This is a genomic window from Kosakonia radicincitans DSM 16656, assembly GCF_000280495.2.
GTDB classification, from domain to species: domain Bacteria; phylum Pseudomonadota; class Gammaproteobacteria; order Enterobacterales; family Enterobacteriaceae; genus Kosakonia; species Kosakonia radicincitans.
In genome coordinates, this window is sequence record NZ_CP018016.1 from 2,214,893 (window position 1) to 2,233,824 (window position 18,932).

Here is an 18,932-nt window from a genome sequence, read left to right on the forward strand (position 1 = left end):
TTATGTCAGAACAGTTTAGCGATTATCTGCGTCAGGGCCTGCATCATCTTTTTACTGTTGCACGCACGGTTTCCCTCTTTTCTCTGCTTCCGCTGCTGCTTCTCGCGGGGGTACTGCCATTGTTGACGGGGTGCGGAGATAAACCGACAGAAAAACCCGCACCGCCAAGACCCGTTCGTTATCAGGTTATCGGGGCGGCATCCGCGCATCCGGTGACAGTGCGCACCGGGGAGATCCGCGCCCATGATGAAACGGCGCTGGCTTTCCGCCTCGACGGGCGAATGGTCAGCCGCCTGGTCGATATTGGCGAACGGGTGCATGCCGGACAGGTACTTGCTGCAATTGAAAGTGAGACCGGGAAAAACCAACTGACCAGTGCCGCCGCAGATGTGGAAAGCGCCCGCGCCGCCGAACGCGTTGCGGCACTTAACCTGAACCGAATGCAGAAGCTCATGCCTTCCGGGGCCATCGCCCGCACTCAGCTTGATAGCGCTCGCGCCGACTGGCAGGCGGCCGCATCCCGCCTGCAAAGCAGTATCGCCGCATTGCATACTGCGCAGGAGAATCTGGGCTGGACCCAACTGACAGCGCCTGCCGATGGGATCATCACTCGCGTCAGCGCCTCGGCGGGGCAAGTGGTCAGCGCAGGGCAGACGATCTTCACGCTGGCGACCAGCGATGCGCGAGATGTGGTTTTTGATATCGCCGATCCACAGCTTTTGCCTGCATCATCGTCAAACACACTACGGTTTCCGGTGGCTTTGCTGGCAAACCCGGCTATCCGCGCCAGCGGAAAATTGCGCGACATCAGCCCGCAGGCCGATCCGCAGACCCGCACTTGGCAGGTCAGGGTGACTTTAGAGGCCCCGCCTTTGGCGATGGCGCTGGGAGCCAGCGCGACCGTTGAGATACCGTCAACAATGCCTGGCGGCTATACCGTACCGGCGTCAGCACTCAGCCGCATCGGCGATCAACCGGCGGTGTTTATTATCGACGGGCATGGACAAGCGCAATTACGCGCGGTCGCGCTTGCCGGTTACTCTGCAACATCCGCCGTGATTGCTTCAGGCGTGGGCGTCGGCGACAAAGTCATCACCGCAGGCGTAAGCAAACTGCGCGCCGGTGAACCGGTAATTGTCGGGGAGCCGCAGCCATGAAGCCTGTTGAACCACGCTTTAATCTTTCTGCCTGGGCGCTGGCACATCAGCAACTGGTAAGCTTTTTTATGCTGCTTATTATCGCGACCGGCGTGCTGTGCTACGAAAATCTGCCGCGTAATGAAGATCCAGCCTTCACCATCAAGACGGCGGTGGTCTCTGCCCAGTGGCCTGGCGCTACGGTTGCGGATACCACGCGGCTTGTTACCGATGTGCTGGAAAAGAAACTCCAGGAGATCCCGTGGCTGGATTATATCGAAAGCGAAACCCGGTCTGGCAGCGCCGTTATCTATGTCAATCTGCGCGACGATACGCCGCCGCGGCAGGTGCCGGACATCTGGTATCAGATCCGCAAAAAGATGCAGGACATTGCCCCTTCGCTGCCTCAGGGCGCGCAAGGCCCGGCGGTGAATGATGAGTTTGATGACACCTTTGGCACAATTTATGGTTTCACGGCGGAGGGCTATAGCGCGCGTGAACTGCGCGATCGCGTGGAGGAGATCCGCCGTGGCCTGATGTCGCTGCCGGACATGGGCAAAATGACCCTGCTGGGTGAACAGCAGGAGCAGATAGTGATCGCCTTTTCGCCCCGACAACTGGCGGGGATGGGGCTGGATATCCAGCAGGTGAGCGATGCGCTGGCCGCGCAAAATGCCGTCGAACCGGCCGGGACACTTCGTACCGGCAAAGATAATGTCGCGCTGCGCGTCAGCGGCGCGCTGACCAGCGAGGAGAGCCTGCGGGCGGTCACCCTGCATATCAACGACCGCTATATTCCGCTGACCGATATTGCCACGGTAAGCCGCCAGATTGCCGAGCCGCCTGCGCCGGTATTTCGCGTCAACGGCCAGCCTGCGATCGGGTTAGCCATTTCGATGGCTGCCACCGGTAATATGTTGCGTTTCGGCCAGGCATTGAATGCAAGAATGGCTGAAGTTGCGGCGCAGTTGCCGCATGGTATTGAGATGGTTAAGGTGGCAGATCAGTCGGCGGTGGTGAGCGACGCGGTCAGCGGTTTTGTCCGGGTGCTGGTTGAGGCTGTGCTGATTGTGCTTGCCGTCTCTTTTGTTTCGCTGGGAATGCGGGCGGGGCTGGTGGTTGCCGCCGCGATACCGCTGGTACTGGCGATGACCTTTGCCGGGATGATGCTGGCTGGCATTGGGTTGCAGCGCATTTCTCTGGGCGCGCTGATCATTGCGCTGGGGCTGCTGGTGGATGACGCGATGATCACTGTCGAAACCATGGTAGCCCGGCTGGAAGCTGGCGAGTCACGCAAAAGTGCCGCCACCTATGCATTCAAAACCACGGCATTTCCTATGCTCACCGGAACGCTGGTGATGATCGCCGGTTTCATCCCCGTTGGCTTTGCTGCCAGCAGCGCCGGAGAATACTGCTTCTCGCTGTTTGCCGTGGTGTTGATGGCCTTACTCTGCTCGTGGGTGGTCGCCATACTCTTTTCTCCCCTGACGGGCGCATGGTTGCTGCCAGCCCACATCAACGGGCACCAACGCGGCGCAGGACGGCTGGCGCGTGCATATCGGGCTTTGCTGGCGTGCGTGCTGCGCCACCGTTTATCGACCCTGGCGATTGCCGTTGCTGCACTGGCGCTGGCGGCGATCGGTACGCGCTGGATGCAGGGCGAGTTTTTCCCGGCCTCGGATCGCCCGGAGCTGCTGGTCAGCCTGGCTCTGCCAGCGAATGCCTCTCAGCCTGAAACAGAGCGGCAGGCGGAACGCCTGGAAAGGGCGCTCAAGGGGAATTCGGATATCGATCACTACACCACGTATGTCGGTTCCGGCGCGGTCCGTTTTTATCTGCCGATGGATGTGTTGCTGGATAATGAAAACACTGCACAGCTGGTGGTGGTGGCGAAAAATCTGGCGGCGAGGGATCGCCTGCGCCAGCAACTGACGACGCTGCTGACCAGCCAGTTCGCCGATCTGACAACCCGTGTTTCGCCGCTGGAGTTAGGGCCGCCCGTGGGCTGGCCGGTGAAATACCGGGTGAGCGGGCCGGATTATGCGCAGGTGCAACGGCTTGCGCATCGCCTGGCGGCAGAAATAGGCACGTCATCACTGACTCGCGAAGTGAACCTGACCGCTGGCGAGCCAGAGAGAACGATCTCGCTTCAGGTCAACCAGACGGCAGCGCGGGCGGCAGGGGTTTCATCAGAGAGCATCGCGCAAATGCTGAATACCGTCTGGTCCGGCAGCACGGTGACCACGGTACGGGATAACGATCGCCTGGTCGGGGTGGTGTTGCGCGGCAACGATCGCGAACGGCTGGATTTTGGCACGCTGTCGACGTTGATGTTACCGACGGCAAAGGGCACAAAAATTCCGCTGAGCGAAGTCGCCACGCTGGCCTGGGGCGTGGACGATCCGGTTATCTGGCGTCGCCAGCGACTGCCTTTTATCACGGTTCAGACCGATCTGGCGCCCGGCGTGCGCGCTGAAAGCGTGTCGGCTGGCCTGCGTCCAGCAGTGGATAAACTGCGCGCGCAACTGCCTGCCGGATACCGAATCGAAGAAGGCGGGACGGCGGCTGAATCCGATAAAGGAAACCGCTCGGTGTACGCTGTGCTACCCGTGACGCTCATTGTCATGCTGACGTTGTTAATGCTTCAGTTGCAGCGTTTTTCCCGCATGCTGCTTGCGCTGCTGATGGCCCCTTTCGGTCTGCCGGGGATTGTCCTGGCAATGTTGCCGACGGGAACGCCGATGGGCTTTGTGGCATTGCTGGGGGGGATTGCGCTGGCGGGGATGATTATTCGCAACGCGGTCATTTTGATTAGCGAAGTGGACAACAATCTGGCGCAGGGGATGGCCGCAAACGAAGCCATTGTGGCGGCGACGGAGCACCGGGCGCGGCCTATTATGTTGACCGCCTGTGCCGCGATTCTCGGGATGATCCCTATCTCGCATCAGGTATTCTGGGGGCCGATGGCCTACGCGATTATTGGCGGGTTGATTGTGGCCACGCTGGTCACGCTGACCGTGTTACCCGCTGCCTTCAGCCTGCTGCTGAGCTGGCATAAAACCGCGGGCGGGACGGAAAACCGCCATTAGCCCATTCAGGCTATCAGGGAAAATCTGGCCGCTAGCTGAAAACCGGCATATGCCGGAAGCGGAGCGGGCCGGGTGAAAACAGAGAATTGCTCTCTTTATTTTACCCGCAGGCGGGCGGGGGCTTTGCCGCCCCCGTTCAGCTGCGCGGCCGTGAGCCTGACTGCAGGCGAAAAAAATCGATCAGTAAGCGCATTGCTGGCGCCATAAAAGCGTTGCGCGGATAGTAAAGAAAGAATCCCTCTTCATGTCTATGCCACTGCGGCAGGACGTGAATCAGCGTTCCCGCTTCGATGGCGACGTGGACTTGCTGCTTTTCCAATAACGCCAGCCCGACGCCCGATTCAGCGGCAGCCAGTTGCACATTGATATCATTGACGGTTAATGCCGCATCGACGGCAACCTCGACCTTTTCATTACCGCGTTGCAGTTTCCAGCGATACTGCGCGCCATTCTCGCTCCAGCGATAATTAATCAAGCGATACTGGCTGAGGGCTTCAGGCCGCGTGGGCAGAGGCTGCTCGCGGAAACAGGAGGGCGCTGCGACAATCACCATTTGCAGATCGTCTGTCATGCGCGCTGCAATCATGTCTTTTGGCACGCGGTCTCCGGTGCGGATCCCGGCATCAAACCCGGCGGCCACCACATCTTCAAGATGATCATCAATGACCAAATCAAGCTGGATGCCGGGATAAAGCGACATGAACCGTTGCAGCTTCGGCAGAATGGCGCGCTGTGCGGCCAGACGTGACAGGTTGATGCGCAGCTTGCCCCGCAGCGCCGGACCCGTTTCGCTGACGGACTCAACGGCGCTCTCCAGCGCCTGCATCGGCGCAGAGAGTCGGGCAATAAAATCCAGCCCGGCTTGCGTCGGTGAAACGCTGCGCGTGGTGCGATTGAACAGGCGAACCTGCAATCGGGTTTCAAGCGTGCGAATGGTATGACTCACCGCTGACGGGGATAACCCCAGTCTCCCCGCGGCGCGGCGGAAGTTTTTCTCCTCGGCGACCGCCAGAAAAGCGACCAGTTCCGTGTATTCGGTTCCTTTCACATTGTTGCCCCTCATTCACCAGTTCATGCGGATTATAAGGTATTAATTCGCAATCCCGGCGCTGTCAGAATGCAAAACAGATCAATAACCGAGGAAAAGAAGCGATGCAGACCATGAAACGCTGGGAAATGAACCAGACAGGGCGTGACGCGTTAGCGCTGAATCATGTTGCCCGGCCACAGCCCGCAGCGGATGAAGTGCTGGTAAAAGTGATGGCAGTTGCCCTCAATCATCGGGACCTGATGGTCATCGAAAATGGGCGCGGTTTACCCCTGCGTTTTCCTTTTACACCCGGCTCTGATCTTTCAGGTTGTGTGGTGGCTACCGGCGCGAATGTGATCCGCTTTGTGCCAGGCGATGAGGTGATTTCTGTCTTTACGCCGGAGTGGCAGGACGGGCCACGGCCGGGTAATGCGCGTGAAATGTCTTACCGGACGCTGGGCGGATTCTATCCGGGCGTGCTGGCAGAGTATGTCGTAATGAAAGAGAGCTGGATGGTACGCAAACCGATTTCTCTGGATCATGTGCAAGCCAGCACTTTACCTTGCGCTACGCTCACGGCCTGGTTCGCACTGGTCGAACGCGGCAATATCCAGCCTGGTGAAACGGTGCTGATCGAAGGAACTGGCGGCGTGGCGCTCGCCGCACTGCAGCTTGCCCGCATGAAAGGGGCGCGCACCTTGCTGGTGACCCGAAGCAGCAAATGTGAACAGGCGAAACAGTGGGGCGCGGATGAGGTGATCGATCGCCAGCAGGATGTTGTGGCGACGGTTCTGGCATTAACCGCCGATCGTGGGGTGGATCACGTGCTGGAGCTTGTCGGTGGCAGCCATCTGGGTCAGTCCGCCGCAATGGCGGCGGTGGGTGGAAAAATTTATCTGATTGGCGCGTTGGCGGGTTTCGAGGTTTCTTCGCCGCTGGAACCGTTGCTGTTTAAAGATCTGCATATTTATGGCATTGGCACCGGACACCGACGGGCGCTTGAAGATCTCTGCGTTGCTGTCGACCAACAGGGATTCGCTCCGGTGATAGACCAGCTTTATCCGCTGGAAGCGCTGCCAGCGGCGCTGGCACATCTGGAGCGTGGGCCGTCAGGCAAGATAATTATCACCATGGAAAATAAGACAATCAGGTGATCGCGTCTTGCGGAATTATTATTCGGCAATGATGTTTTTGTTGTAAAAAATATAAACGGGCAGGGTAAATCACCGCCCGTTTATATTTATTTCAGCACCAACGCATGCATTTTTTCTGCAACATCATCCAGTAACTGAAAACGACGGCGATATTCTGCGCGTTTTTTACTGGCGATACTTTCCAGCGACTTACGTGAAAAAATTAGCGGCAAACGCCAGCGCCAGGTATTATCTTTTACCCCTTCAATCGACGCCCAAAATTCATCATAGCTGGCATGGAAATGTCGTCCTTTGCTCAGGCGATAACGCAACGCACGGAACACATGCCCGTTATCACTTACGCCATAGATTGCCGAAATACCGGTCAGTGTGGCGAGCTGGCTCAGTACTTCAAGGGCGATTTTTTTCGGGAAAATGCCGTGGCAGGCGCGGGTCGCCAGTTTAATGACCTCATGGCTGACCTCTTTGCGCGGGCCTTGCAGACCACCAATGACCAGAATTTGCTGCCCCTTTTCGCTGATCACGCTGAACGTTGCGCTGGCCAGTAACGTATTGTCGCCATCGCACAACCAGAGTGTGCTTTCCCCTTCGCGTTCCGCTTTGCTGGCGTTAGAAGCATACACCGTGAAATGCGTATCATCTTTCCCCATAAAATCAATAATCTGTGTGGGTTCTGTCGCGCTGAGGGCCGCGGCCAGTCGCGGTGATACGTTGTTATCAAGCCAGTGGTAGTGGTTGATAATGGCATCGGCACGCTGTGAGGCATGTAAACCGCGCGTCAGATACTGACGGTGCGATTTACTCGGCAGTGTGATTTGGGTCGCCAGCAGCCGGTCGAAATCCGGGCGGCGGGAAAGGGCATTAAGCATGCGGTTGGTGGCAGACCAGAACAGCAGCGAACGCAGCAGAAACTTAAGGCGATACTCGCGCTTTTTCCAGATGGGGCCAGGCACGAGGCGACCACTCACCAGATCACCAATAATGTGTGAATTATTATTTTGTTTAAGTTCTGTTGATTGACTAATATTCGACACGATGAATGGCCTCTAATTAATATATTGATATTTTAGAGGTCTGGAAAATACAAATTAATAGGCGCCTTTGTTTTATTTCGCTTTCATTTAACCTTTATTTAATTAACAGGCTGAGCGCAATTATTACTCCATCTGTCAAGGATTTTCCTATACTCAAAAAAGGGAGGGAAATTATGTATCAACGTCTTGATGGAGAGCGCTGGCGGCATATCTGGCTGGTTGGCGATCTGCACGGTTGCCACCAGCGTTTAATGCAGGCGCTACGCGCACGCCAGTTTGATCCGTACCAGGATCTGCTGGTGTGCGTGGGGGATTTAATCGATCGCGGGCCGGATAGCCTGCGCTGCCTGGCGCTGCTCAAAAAACGCTGGTTTAAGACCGTGCGCGGTAATCATGAGCAGATGGCGATTGACGCCCTGCGTTTTGGCGATATGGCGATGTGGCAACTCAATGGTGGTAGCTGGTTTAGTGCCCTCAGCGAGGCGGAACAGCAAGAGGCGCTGGCCGCGCTGCGCACCTGCGCTGAATTGCCTTATATTCTGGAGATACGCTGCGGCGGCGCGGTGAACGTCATCGCGCATGCGGATTACCCGGCTGAAGAGTACCAGTGGGAACAAGCCGTGGACGGTGAATCGGTGCTGTGGCGCCGCGACAGGCTCAACCAGTGGCTGGCAGGAAAAGGGCAGCGTATTGCGGGCGCCGATCATTTCTGGTTTGGTCATACGCCGCTGAAAGCGCGCATTGACAGACAAAACCAGCATTACATCGACACCGGAGCTGTCTTCGGCGGTGAATTAACGCTGGTGCAGTTACAGTAGCTAAAAATCGCTGAATTCATTGGCCGGGTGCCAGAAACCATCAATAAACTCTTCGACGGGAAAACAGCCGCCATAGCGTATGCGTTGATTGTCCATGGCAACAAGGCACTGCTGCTCCGTATTAAACACATCGACTACGATGTCGTCACATCCACCGTCCAGGTAGCAAACGAATAAGACCAGAGCGAACATTCCATCCCTCAGTTCCGTACAACGTAACGATAAGTGTAGGGGATGAATTCAGGCAGGGGAAATCAGGCGGGTAAATAACCCGTCTTACGGACGGGTTTCCATTGGATCAGGCAAGGCGCATAACCCAGGTATCAGATTGTTGATCGTAATGCTCGCGATAAAGGACCGAATGTTCGCCGTTAAGGAGCGCGGGAATGCTGGTGTCCGCGTCCCAGGCATCAAGTTGCATGCATAAATCTGGATCGGAACTACAGGGGATATGTAACGTTCGCTCCCCCTGGTTCTCTCCCTGCAACTCGGCATCATCGATTTCGAATGCGCCAATGCGCACGCTGGTTTTCGTCATAATGCTCTCCGTTGAACGTTGAAATGTGGTACGACCAGTGTAGCCGTCCAAATTTCAGCCTGGTACAACATGGAGAAAGATGCCAGTCAGAATGTGCGCTTTTTTTGTGCGGCATCACGCATTACTGGCAAACAATCGGCCATCACGCACCAGTTCACGCGGATAACTGTTCTTCAGCCGCGATCCCACTTTTTTCGCCAGACCCAGCGGTTGCCCCTGGAAAGTGACAATCACATCGTCACGCGCGGGCAGTGTTTGCGGGTAAATATCGCGTCCGCGATACCACTCTTCCGCCTCGGCGAGCGTCAGGGAAAACGCCAGCGGGTTATCCTGGCCCGCCAGCGCAATCACCGCTTCGTGCTGCCAGCGATACCCTTTGTTGTGCGTTTCCGCCAGACGCAGGCCAATGCGCGAGAAGCGGACTTTGCCGATTAACGGCTCGATTTCGGTCGGAAACAGCCACAGCTCTTTATCGCGCTGCCACAGGTGCAGGCTGTCGTCCCAGCGTAAGCCGACGGCAGCAGCGGCCGTTGCGACCTGGGACGCCTCTTTTGCTTTGAGCGGCGTGAAGGGGAAATTGCCCACTTTGTACGTCGGTGCAGGCAAAGGCTCGACCGCCGCCGTTTTACGCAGACGGGCGACAAAAAAACCTTCGCAGTCGTAAATTTGCGGGAATACGTGCAGGAAACCTTCTGCTGTTATAGCGCGAGCGGCATCGGCAAACAGCCCATCCAGCGGCAGAAATTCGACGGCATCCGGGTACTGTTCCCACAACCAGTGGCAGATGGCTTCATTTTCGTCGCGGTTGAGCGTGCAGGTGGAATAGACCAGCGTGCCACCGGGACGCAGCGCGTGAAAAGCGCTATCAATCAGTTCACGCTGCGTGGCCGCAATTTCCAGATTGCTGGCAACGGACCAGTTTTTCAGCGCATCCGCATCTTTACGCACCACACCTTCGCCGGAGCAGGGCGCATCAAGCAGAATAGCGTCGAACATCTCGGGCAGCGCAGGGCCGAATACGCGGCCATCAAAATGTGTCAGGGCTACATTGCGGATGCCATTGCGGCTGATATTCGCGTGCAACACTTTGACGCGGCTGGCGGAAAATTCGTTGGCAAGAATGGTGCCGGAATTATTCATCCGCGCGGCGATCTGCGTGGTTTTGGAGCCCGGTGCGGCGGCTACGTCCATCACGCGCTGCGGCATTTCGCCATCGGCAAACAACGCGGCAACCGGCAGCATTGAACTCGCTTCCTGAATATAAAACATCCCGCTCAGGTGCTCAGCAGTACTGCCCAGCGGCAGCGCCTCTTCATCATCGCGCTCGATCCAGAACCCTTCCTCGCACCACGGTACTGGCGTCAGTTGCCAGCCATAAGGGGCGACAAGGGTGAGAAAATAGGCGACGGAGATTTTCAGCGTGTTAACGCGAATACTGCGGCGCAGCGGGCGCTGGCAGGCAGCGATAAACTCATCGAAAGAGAGATGTTCCGGCATTGCCAGGCGCATTTGCGCGAGGAATTCCTCAGGGAGGTAGACAGCGTTTTGAGCCACGGGGCGCACCACAAGGAGAAAAACAGGCGCGCAGTGTAGCATAAAGGCTCCGGCGCAAACACGCCGGAGCAGGCAGGGTTAGCGGGGAAGGGCAGTGCCCCATTCGCGCCACTCTTTTGGCTCGCTTTCCAGCAGCAGGAAGTGTTTACCCGGCTGCGCTTTCGGCGCCAGCGGCGTTTCCGGCGGCGTGGCGAAAGCAATACCACCGCGAATGAACTGATTGAATGTCCCGGTTTTGACGACGCCGCCGACCAGACCGAAATCCAGCGTATAACCGGAAGCCAGCCAGAATACCGTGTTGTTACGCACCAGATGCTGATAGTTTTTGCTGATGCGCATGGCCACCATAACGCGATCCGACAAGGTGCCCAGCGTCATTCCGGTCACTGTACCTACCTCGATTCCGCGAAACAGCACCGGCGTGCCGATATTCATTGAGCCCACTTCCGGCGCTTCAACGATAATGTTCAGCCCATCGAGATAGCGGGAGTCGGTGATCGTCGCTTCTGAAATTTCAAAGTCGCGGCGCATATCGCCCCGGCCCGGTTCGACGTTGATATAAGGCTGCAACAACGTATCCAGATGCTCGACGCCCGCCGCCGATATTTGTGGAGTGATCACCGAGAAACGCGAACCGTTGCGCGCAAAGTTGCGTACATATTCCGGATAGAGTACCGCGCTGGCCTGCACTTCATTTTTATCGGTGATCAGGCGCAGATCCTGGACCTGGCCGATATCGATGCCCAGATAACGGATCGGCATGCCCGCCGCGAGTTTCCCGGCATCATATGCATGCAGCGTGATTTGCCCGCCGACAGCGCGAGCCGCGGTTTCTGAGGCATAAAGCTGACGCTTCTCGCCCTTTTTCAGTTCCCGGTTCGCGCCGCTCAGGTTGTCAAAGCTGATGGCGCCTTTGATGGCTCGGGAAAGGGGAGAAGCCTGAACCGTCAGCCCGCTGCCATTAAGCTGCACTTTCGCACCGCCCTCTGCCCAGAAGACGCTGTTGCTGGTCAGCAAATCGCGATATTCCGGTTTGATATGCAGATCGATATCAAAGGCATTGGCGCGCGGGCGTACGGTAATCACTTCACCCACTTCAAACTTGCGATAGAGAACGACCGAACCGGCCTGTACGTCCGGCAGGGTGTCCGCTGTCAGCGTCAACGTCGTGGTGGGCAGATCGCTGAGGCTGTTTTCCAGCGCTTTATCGAGGTTAGCAAACAGCGGATAGCTCTTTTTCATTTCGCCTTTCACTCCGGGCAAAATGCGGATGCCTCCGTTTATCCATTCGTTGGCGCTGGCAGCGAGAAACTCAACGCCATCCAGCCCGACCTTGACATCGATGCGGCTGTTCACCACGAATTTACTGTCGCCGTGGACCAGGTCGCCATATTGCGGATCGATAGCGATGGCAAAGGTTACGCCCTGATTCGTCAGTTTACGCTCCAGCACCTGGCCGACTTTGACACCATGCAGCACCAGCGGTTGCCCGGCATCGATGCCATAGCTTTCCGGCGCGGTAAGTGTCAGGGTAATCACCCCCGGCTCCTGCAACAGGTTTTTATCCGCTGGCAACACGACAAATTGATTGCGCGGCTGGCCTTCGCCTGGTATCAGCTCCAGCGTACTGCCGGTCAGCAGCGAGCTGAGATTGGTATCGCTGAGCGAAATTTTGGGGTTACGCATTTCGATACGGGTATTGTCGCGTAGCAAATTGACCACGCTCGGATCGACGGTCATTTCACCGCTGACCGTCCCTCCCGGATTGAGGTCGATTTTAGTCAATTGACCCACTTCCAGCCCCTGATACATCAGCGGTGTCGATCCGGCCTTCAGCCCCTGGCCGCCTGGCAGGTCGAGCTTCACCAGCACGCCGCGTTGGCTGTGCGCTAAATCTTCGTATAAGCCGTACTCATCATCCTGAACCGCTGGCTGTGATTCATCCGGAGAGTCAAAAGCGATCGCGCCGTTGACCAGCGCCGCCAGGCTTTCAAGCTGCACTTTCGCGCCGCTCAGACTGACATCGGCTTTCACGCCGGAGACATTCCAGAAGCGGCTGCCTTTTTTCACCAGATTAGTGAAGCGACGCTCGATCAGCACGTCGATGGTGACGCCCTGTTTATTGGTGTTGATCGAATAGTCGTAAACGCGGCCGACCGGGATTTTGCGGAAATAGACCAGCGAACCGCTGTTCAGCGCCCCGAGATCCGGCGCGTGCAGATGAATCATCAATTCGCCGTTGTTCAGCCGGTATTTCGGCTGCGTATCCAGCGCGGTGAAGTGATCCTGCGGGTCGCCCTTGCCTGGCATCATGCCGATATAGTTGCCACCGACCAGCGCATCAAGGCCGGAAATTCCCGCCAGCGAGGCTTTGGGCGTGACCAGCCAGAACTGCGTTTCGTTGCGCAGCGCATCCTTCATATTCGATTTGATACTGGCGCGCACTTCGATTTTTTTCAGATCGTCGCTGAGACGAATGTCCTGGACAGTCCCGACCTCGACGCCCTGATAGCGCACCGGCGTGCGCCCGGCGACGATGCCGTCAGCCGACATAAAATCGATGGTAATGGTATTGCCGCGATCTTCGTAGCTGCTCCAGATAAGCCAGCCTGCAATCAACAGGGCGATAACCGGTAACAGCCAGAACGGCGAAATACGCCGTTTCGTTTTAATTCGCGCTTCAGTCGGCGAAGCGGGGGTTTCCTGACTCATGTGCATCCCAAAGTAAGCGGCTGTCCAGCCATTCCACAGCAAGAATAGTCAAAATTACCGCCGCGCCGAAATAAAACGCGGCTGGTCCCATGGTAAAAGCGAGTAGCTGGTCGCGATTAATCAGTGACATCATCAATGAAATGACAAACAGATCGAGCATCGACCAGCGCCCAATCCACGTCACGAAACGCAGTAACAGAATGCGAGTGCGTAACCCCTGTTCAAATTTAAAATGGATGCTGACAAGCAGTGTAAACAGCACAATCACCTTGGTAAACGGCACCAGAATACTGGCGATAAATACCACGCCAGCCACCGCGACATTGCTGTGTGCGAGCGAAATAATGCCGGAGAGAATGGTATCCTCCTGACGAGAACCATTCACGTAAATTATTGAAATCGGCAGCAGGTTCGCCGGGAACAGCAAAATAAGAGAGGCAATCAGCGACGCCCAGCATTTTTGCAGGCTCTGCTTGCGTCGATGGGTAAGCGGAATGTGGCAACGTGGGCAGCGCCCCCGAATATCAGGGAAACCGGTGAAATGGCAGCCCAGACACACTTCCAGCTTCGGATCCGGCCGTTTTGCGGGCCGTTGAGGATAGAACCGCTCCCAGAGTTGCTCCACATTGAGATGGATTAACGTCATGATGCTGAGAACGACCAGAGAGCCAAAAGCAAACAGCCCAATCCCTGGCTGCAGGAAGGCGTAATCCTGCACTTTGATGGAGGCGACACCGACGCCGACCAGATAGATATCCAGCATGACCCACTCTTTGAGCTTCTCCAGCATTAATAGCACCGGGCGCAGGTTCATTCCCAGAATGTTGCCAAGCCATAAATAGGCGATAGCTGTCACCAGTACCAGCGGCGCGCCAACGCTGCAAAAAAGCACCATGGCAGCGGTGAGCGGCGAGCCCTGCATAGTCATTTGCCAGATCCCCTGCAGCAGGTTGGCATCGATACGCACACCGAGTAAGTAGAGATGCAGTAGCGGTTCGCCCCAGGCGAAGGGCATCAGTAAAATCATCGTGATGGCCATGGCGCCGAGGCGGGTTAATGACCAGTCGCGACCGTCGCGGACTTTCGCATCACAGCAGGGGCAAAATGCACTTTGGTGCGATTTCATAACCGGTAACGCAAAAAGCGTATCGCATTGCGGGCAGCGCTGATAATGTGCGCGGGGCAGAGCTTCACCGACCTGATGAACGGCAATTTTTTTGGCAGGTGTGATGCGTTGTATCTTGAGAGCCATTGCATGCTTCAGAAAAGGTTTGAATAAAACTATCTTAACTCATGAATGGAACATCTTGAGCATCAACGCATTTAATGCTTATTTTAATAGGCTAAGCAGTTTCTCAAAGTTAGACAGCAAAATGGTCAGGTAATGAACAAAACAGAATTTTACGCGGATCTTAATCGCGATTTTCAGGCGTTAATGGCAGGTGAAACCAGTTTTTTAGCTACGCTGGCGAATACCAGTGCGCTGTTGTTTGAACGTCTTGAAGGCGTGAACTGGGCCGGTTTTTACCTGCTGGAAGGCGACACGCTGGTGTTAGGGCCGTTCCAGGGCAAAATCGCCTGCGTTCGTATCCCGGTCGGTCGGGGTGTTTGCGGAACGGCTGTGGCGCAAGCGCGTGTGCAGCGCGTGGAAGATGTTCATCAATTTGACGGACACATTGCTTGTGATGCCGCCAGCAACGCCGAAATCGTACTGCCTGTCACGGTGAATAATCAGATTATTGGTGTACTGGATATCGATAGCGTCGTCTTCTCTCGCTTCACGGCTGAGGATGAACAAGGGCTGAGCGAGCTGGTTTCACATCTGGAAAATGTCCTCGCGGCGACCGATTATCAAAAAATCTTTGCCACCGTCGCAGGATAATCAGCGGATAACGTAGCATTTACTGAATGCGTCATTATAATGACGCCTGTTCATGCCTGCGCTTGTTGGCAACGTCCGTTGTAATCAGGAAATTTCATGGAAAATCAACCTAAGTTGAATAGCAGTAAAGAAGTTATCGCTTTTTTGGCCGAACGCTTTCCTCACTGTTTCAGTGCTGAAGGTGAAGCACGTCCCCTGAAAATTGGTATTTTTCAGGATCTGGTTGAGCGCGTTGAGGGTGAGATGAATCTCAGCAAAACCCAACTTCGTTCTGCTTTACGTCTTTATACTTCAAGCTGGCGTTACCTGTACGGTATCAAAGCCGGCGCGGCTCGCGTCGATCTCGACGGCAACGCCTGCGGCGTGCTGGATGAGCAACACGTAGAGCACGCTCGCAAGCAGCTTGAAGAAGCCAAAGCGCGTGTTCAGGCGCAACGCGCTGAACAGCAAGCTAAAAAACGAGAAGCTGCCGCTGCTGCGGGTCAGGAAGACGCACCGCGTCGCGAACGCAAAGCCCGTCCGGCTCCGCGTCGTAAAGAGGGTGCCGAGCGCAAACCTCGCGCTGATAAACCTGTCGCGAAAACGCCACGGGTGCAGCAGCAGGAAGAGCGCCATACTCCTGTTTCGGATTTATCTGTACTGAGCGTGGGCCAGAACCTGAAGGTGAAAGCGGGGAACAATGCGATGGATGCTACGGTGCTGGAAATCACCAAAGATGGCGTTCGCGTACAGCTTAGCTCGGGTATGTCGATGATCGTACGCGCAGAACATTTATTGTTCTGAAACGGAGGCCTGGCCTGGCATGAACACTTTGTTTAAGCGCACAGCGTTAGCGGGTCTGTTATTCGTAACAGGCCATGCACTGGCTGTGGAAGATATCACCCGTGCCGATCAAATTCCGATTTTGAAGGAAGAGACTCAGCACGCGACGGTGAGTGAACGGGTTACCTCACGTTTTACCCGTTCCCACTACCGCCAGTTCGATTTGGATCAAGCTTTCTCCGCGAAGATCTTTACCCGTTACCTCAACCTGCTCGACTACAGCCACAATGTGCTGCTGGCCAGCGATGTTGAGCAGTTTTCGCAAAAGAAAGGCGTGCTCGGCGATGAGCTGCGCAGCGGAAAACTGGACGTCTTCTACGACCTGTACAATCTGGCGCAAAAGCGTCGATTTGAACGTTATCAGTACGCGTTGAAAGTACTGGAACGTCCGATGGATTTCAGCGGCAACGACACCTTCAACTTAGATCGCAGCAAAGCGCCGTGGCCGAAAGATGAGGCGGAGCTGAACGCGCTGTGGGACAGCAAAGTTAAGTATGATGAGCTGAGCCTGAAACTCACCGGGAAAGATGATAAAGAGATCCGTGAGACGCTGACTCGTCGCTATAAATTTGCGATTCGACGCCTGGCGCAGACCAATAGCGAAGATGTGTTCTCGCTGGCAATGACCTCATTCGCCCGTGAGATCGATCCGCATACCAATTACCTCTCACCGCGTAATACTGAGCAATTCAATACTGAAATGAGCCTCTCGCTTGAAGGTATTGGCGCAGTGTTGCAGGGCGACGATGATTACACCGTCATCAACTCGATGGTGGCGGGTGGTCCGGCGGCGAAAAGCAAAGCGATTACCGTTGGCGATCGCATTGTTGGTGTCGGCCAGACCGGGCAGAACATGGTCGATGTCATTGGCTGGCGTCTTGACGATGTGGTGGCGCTGATTAAAGGGCCAAAAGGCAGCAAAGTGCGCCTCGAAATCTTGCCAGCAGGTAAGGGGACGAAGACGCGCATTGTGACGTTGACGCGCGAACGCATTCGTCTGGAAGACCGGGCGGTGAAAATGTCCGTGAAGACGGTCGGCAAAGAGAAAGTGGGCGTACTGGATATTCCGGGCTTCTATGTTGGGCTAACTGATGATGTTAAAGCGCAACTGCAAAAACTGGAAAAACAGAACGTCAGCAGCGTGGTTATTGATTTGCGCAGTAATGGCGGCGGTGCGCTGACGGAAGCGGTATCGCTTTCCGGCCTGTTTATTCCGTCCGGCCCGATTGTGCAGGTGCGCGATAATAACGGCAAAGTGCGCGAAGACAGCGATACGGACGGCGTGGTCTATTATAAAGGCCCGCTGGTGGTGCTGGTTGACCGCTTTAGCGCCTCGGCGTCGGAAATCTTTGCGGCGGCGATGCAGGATTATGGTCGCGCGTTGATTGTTGGCGAACCGACTTTCGGTAAAGGCACCGTTCAGCAGTACCGCTCGCTTAACCGTATTTACGATCAGATGCTGCGTCCTGAGTGGCCTGCGTTGGGTTCGGTGCAATATACCATCCAGAAATTCTATCGCGTTAACGGTGGCAGTACGCAGCGCAAAGGCGTGACGCCGGATATTATTATGCCGACCGGCACGCAGGTGACGGAGACCGGGGAAAAATTCGAAGACAATGCACTGCCGTGGGACAGCATCAATGCTGCCACCTTTGTGAAGTCCGGTGATTTGAAACCGTTCGGACCGACGTTGCTGAAGGAACATGAAGAGCGTATTGCGAAAGATCCTGAGTTCCAGTACATCATGAAGGACATTGCGCGTTTCAATGCCCTGAAAGATAAACGTAATATCGTATCGCTCAATCTGGCGCAGCGTGAGAAAGAGAACGCCGAAGATGATGCAATTCGTCTTTCGCGCCTCAATGACCGCTTCAAGCGAGAAGGTAAGCCGTTGCTGAAAAAACTGGATGATCTGCCGAAGGATTACCAGGAGCCGGATCCGTACCTCGACGAGACGGTACATATTGCTCTTGACCTGGCTCATGAGGAAAAAGATCGGCCAGCGGAAGACCCCGCCCCCGCGAAGTAATCTCCATACAGGCACAAGAAATTGTGCCTGTTTTTTTAACACATCCTTACTGGCGTAAGCGTTATGCTACAAAATGTAAAGTTGTGTCTTTCTGGTGACTTACAACACCCTGATGCTTGAAAATGGCGCGTATACCCATACGATGTGGGTAACCGCATTGTGCGTTTTGTTAAGTTGAGGTTAAAAGAAAATTATGATGCGAATCGCGCTCTTCCTGTTGACTAACCTGGCCGTGATGTTGGTGTTCGGCCTGGTGCTTAGCCTGACGGGCATTCAGTCGAGCAGCGTTCAGGGCTTGATGATTATGGCGCTGCTGTTTGGTTTTGGTGGCTCGTTCATTTCGCTGTTGATGTCGAAATGGATGGCGCTGAAATCTGTAGGTGGTGAAGTGATCGAACAGCCGCGTAACGACATGGAACGCTGGTTGATGGATACCGTGGCGCAACAGGCTCGCCAGGCGGGCATCGCCATGCCTCAGGTCGCCATTTATCACGCACCGGATATTAACGCCTTTGCGACCGGCGCGCGCCGTGATGCTTCACTGGTGGCAGTCAGCACCGGGTTGTTGCAGAACATGAGCCGCGACGAAGCTGAAGCGGTGATTGCCCACGAAATTAGCCATATTGCCAACGGTGATATGGTGACAATGACACTGATTCAGGGGATCGTGAACACCTTCGTGATCTTCATTTCGCGTATTATCGCCCAGGTCGCAGCCGGGTTTCTCAGCGGCAATCGTGATGATGGCGAAGAGAGCAACGGCAATCCGATGATCTACTTCGTGGTCGCAACCGTACTGGAGCTGGTGTTCGGTATTCTGGCCAGCATTATTACCATGTGGTTCTCTCGCTATCGCGAGTTCCATGCCGATGCCGGTTCTGCAAAACTGGTTGGCCGCGAGAAAATGATTGCTGCGTTGCAGCGTCTGAAAACCAGTTATGAGCCGCAGGAGGCGAGCAGCATGATGGCGTTTTGCATCAACGGTAAATCTAAATCGCTGAGCGAGCTGTTCATGACGCACCCACCGCTGGACAAACGTATTGAAGCGCTGCGTTCTGGTGAGTATCTGAAATAACGCAGCGGCAGGAACTACAAAGCGCGCCAACTGGCGCGCTTTTTTTATCATCCCTAAAC

At 55.6% G+C, this 18,932-nt stretch carries 15 protein-coding genes; 8 read left to right on the plus strand and 7 right to left on the minus strand.

Going from position 1 to position 18,932, the window contains the following annotated elements:
• Positions 1 to 2: 2 nt before the first annotated feature.
• Together Y71_RS10855 and Y71_RS10860 are read left to right on the plus strand one after the other, a co-directional pair.
• A complete protein-coding gene (locus Y71_RS10855) occupies positions 3 to 1,157 on the plus strand; it encodes an efflux RND transporter periplasmic adaptor subunit (protein ID WP_007371612.1) in 1,155 nt (384 codons plus the stop codon).
• The gene (locus tag Y71_RS10860) at positions 1,154 to 4,225 is read left to right on the plus strand and encodes an efflux RND transporter permease subunit (protein WP_007371613.1); all 3,072 of its coding nucleotides are present in this window, start codon (positions 1,154 to 1,156) and stop codon (positions 4,223 to 4,225) included. The genes Y71_RS10855 and Y71_RS10860 overlap by 4 nt, the downstream gene beginning before the upstream one ends.
• A gap of 136 nt (positions 4,226 to 4,361) precedes the next feature.
• On the opposite strand, the gene Y71_RS10865 is transcribed toward Y71_RS10860, so the two are convergent.
• The gene (locus tag Y71_RS10865) at positions 4,362 to 5,273 is read right to left on the minus strand and encodes a LysR family transcriptional regulator (protein ID WP_007371614.1); all 912 of its coding nucleotides are present in this window, start codon (positions 5,271 to 5,273) and stop codon (positions 4,362 to 4,364) included.
• 104 nt (positions 5,274 to 5,377) lie between these two features.
• Here Y71_RS10865 and Y71_RS10870 point away from each other — a divergent pair, with 104 nt between their 5' ends.
• Positions 5,378 to 6,409 (plus strand): zinc-dependent alcohol dehydrogenase family protein, encoded by a 1,032-nt coding sequence (locus tag Y71_RS10870; protein WP_007371615.1) that lies wholly within the window; start codon positions 5,378 to 5,380, stop codon positions 6,407 to 6,409.
• Between the two features lie 86 nt (positions 6,410 to 6,495).
• On the opposite strand, the gene Y71_RS10875 is transcribed toward Y71_RS10870, so the two are convergent.
• Positions 6,496 to 7,443, minus strand: coding sequence for a VirK/YbjX family protein (locus tag Y71_RS10875; protein WP_007371616.1), 948 nt, complete (start codon positions 7,441 to 7,443; stop codon positions 6,496 to 6,498).
• 173 nt (positions 7,444 to 7,616) lie between these two features.
• Between Y71_RS10875 and pphA the strand changes: the two genes are divergently transcribed.
• A complete protein-coding gene (pphA, locus tag Y71_RS10880) occupies positions 7,617 to 8,261 on the plus strand; it encodes a protein-serine/threonine phosphatase (protein ID WP_007371617.1) in 645 nt (214 codons plus the stop codon).
• On the opposite strand, the gene Y71_RS10885 is transcribed toward pphA, so the two are convergent.
• From Y71_RS10885 to yebS, 5 genes are all read right to left on the minus strand, one after another.
• Complete coding sequence (locus Y71_RS10885; RefSeq protein ID WP_007371618.1) at positions 8,262 to 8,453, minus strand: YdfD/YebW family protein; 192 nt, start codon at positions 8,451 to 8,453, stop codon at positions 8,262 to 8,264.
• A gap of 106 nt (positions 8,454 to 8,559) precedes the next feature.
• Positions 8,560 to 8,799 carry a YebV family protein gene (locus Y71_RS10890; protein WP_007371619.1) on the minus strand — a complete coding sequence of 80 codons (240 nt, stop codon included), beginning with the start codon at positions 8,797 to 8,799 and terminating at the stop codon, positions 8,560 to 8,562.
• A 114-nt stretch (positions 8,800 to 8,913) separates the two neighbouring features.
• The gene (rsmF, locus tag Y71_RS10895; protein ID WP_035942235.1) at positions 8,914 to 10,395 is read right to left on the minus strand and encodes a 16S rRNA (cytosine(1407)-C(5))-methyltransferase RsmF; all 1,482 of its coding nucleotides are present in this window, start codon (positions 10,393 to 10,395) and stop codon (positions 8,914 to 8,916) included.
• A gap of 36 nt (positions 10,396 to 10,431) precedes the next feature.
• A complete protein-coding gene (locus Y71_RS10900; RefSeq protein ID WP_007371621.1) occupies positions 10,432 to 13,065 on the minus strand; it encodes a PqiB family protein in 2,634 nt (877 codons plus the stop codon).
• The gene (gene yebS / locus Y71_RS10905) at positions 13,034 to 14,317 is read right to left on the minus strand and encodes a membrane integrity lipid transport subunit YebS (protein WP_007371622.1); all 1,284 of its coding nucleotides are present in this window, start codon (positions 14,315 to 14,317) and stop codon (positions 13,034 to 13,036) included. Before yebS ends, Y71_RS10900 begins: the two co-directional genes overlap by 32 nt.
• A gap of 132 nt (positions 14,318 to 14,449) precedes the next feature.
• Here yebS and Y71_RS10910 point away from each other — a divergent pair, with 132 nt between their 5' ends.
• From Y71_RS10910 to htpX, 4 genes are all read left to right on the plus strand, one after another.
• Positions 14,450 to 14,947, plus strand: coding sequence for a GAF domain-containing protein (locus Y71_RS10910; RefSeq protein ID WP_007371623.1), 498 nt, complete (start codon positions 14,450 to 14,452; stop codon positions 14,945 to 14,947).
• A gap of 96 nt (positions 14,948 to 15,043) precedes the next feature.
• Positions 15,044 to 15,730, plus strand: coding sequence for an RNA chaperone ProQ (proQ, locus tag Y71_RS10915; RefSeq protein ID WP_007371624.1), 687 nt, complete (start codon positions 15,044 to 15,046; stop codon positions 15,728 to 15,730).
• A 19-nt stretch (positions 15,731 to 15,749) separates the two neighbouring features.
• On the plus strand, positions 15,750 to 17,798 hold the full coding sequence (gene prc, locus Y71_RS10920; protein ID WP_007371625.1) for a carboxy terminal-processing peptidase: 2,049 nt from the start codon (positions 15,750 to 15,752) through the stop codon (positions 17,796 to 17,798).
• A 193-nt stretch (positions 17,799 to 17,991) separates the two neighbouring features.
• Positions 17,992 to 18,873: a protease HtpX gene (htpX, locus tag Y71_RS10925; protein ID WP_007371626.1), complete on the plus strand. Its 882-nt coding sequence runs from the start codon at positions 17,992 to 17,994 to the stop codon at positions 18,871 to 18,873.
• The last annotated feature ends 59 nt before the right edge of the window (positions 18,874 to 18,932 follow it).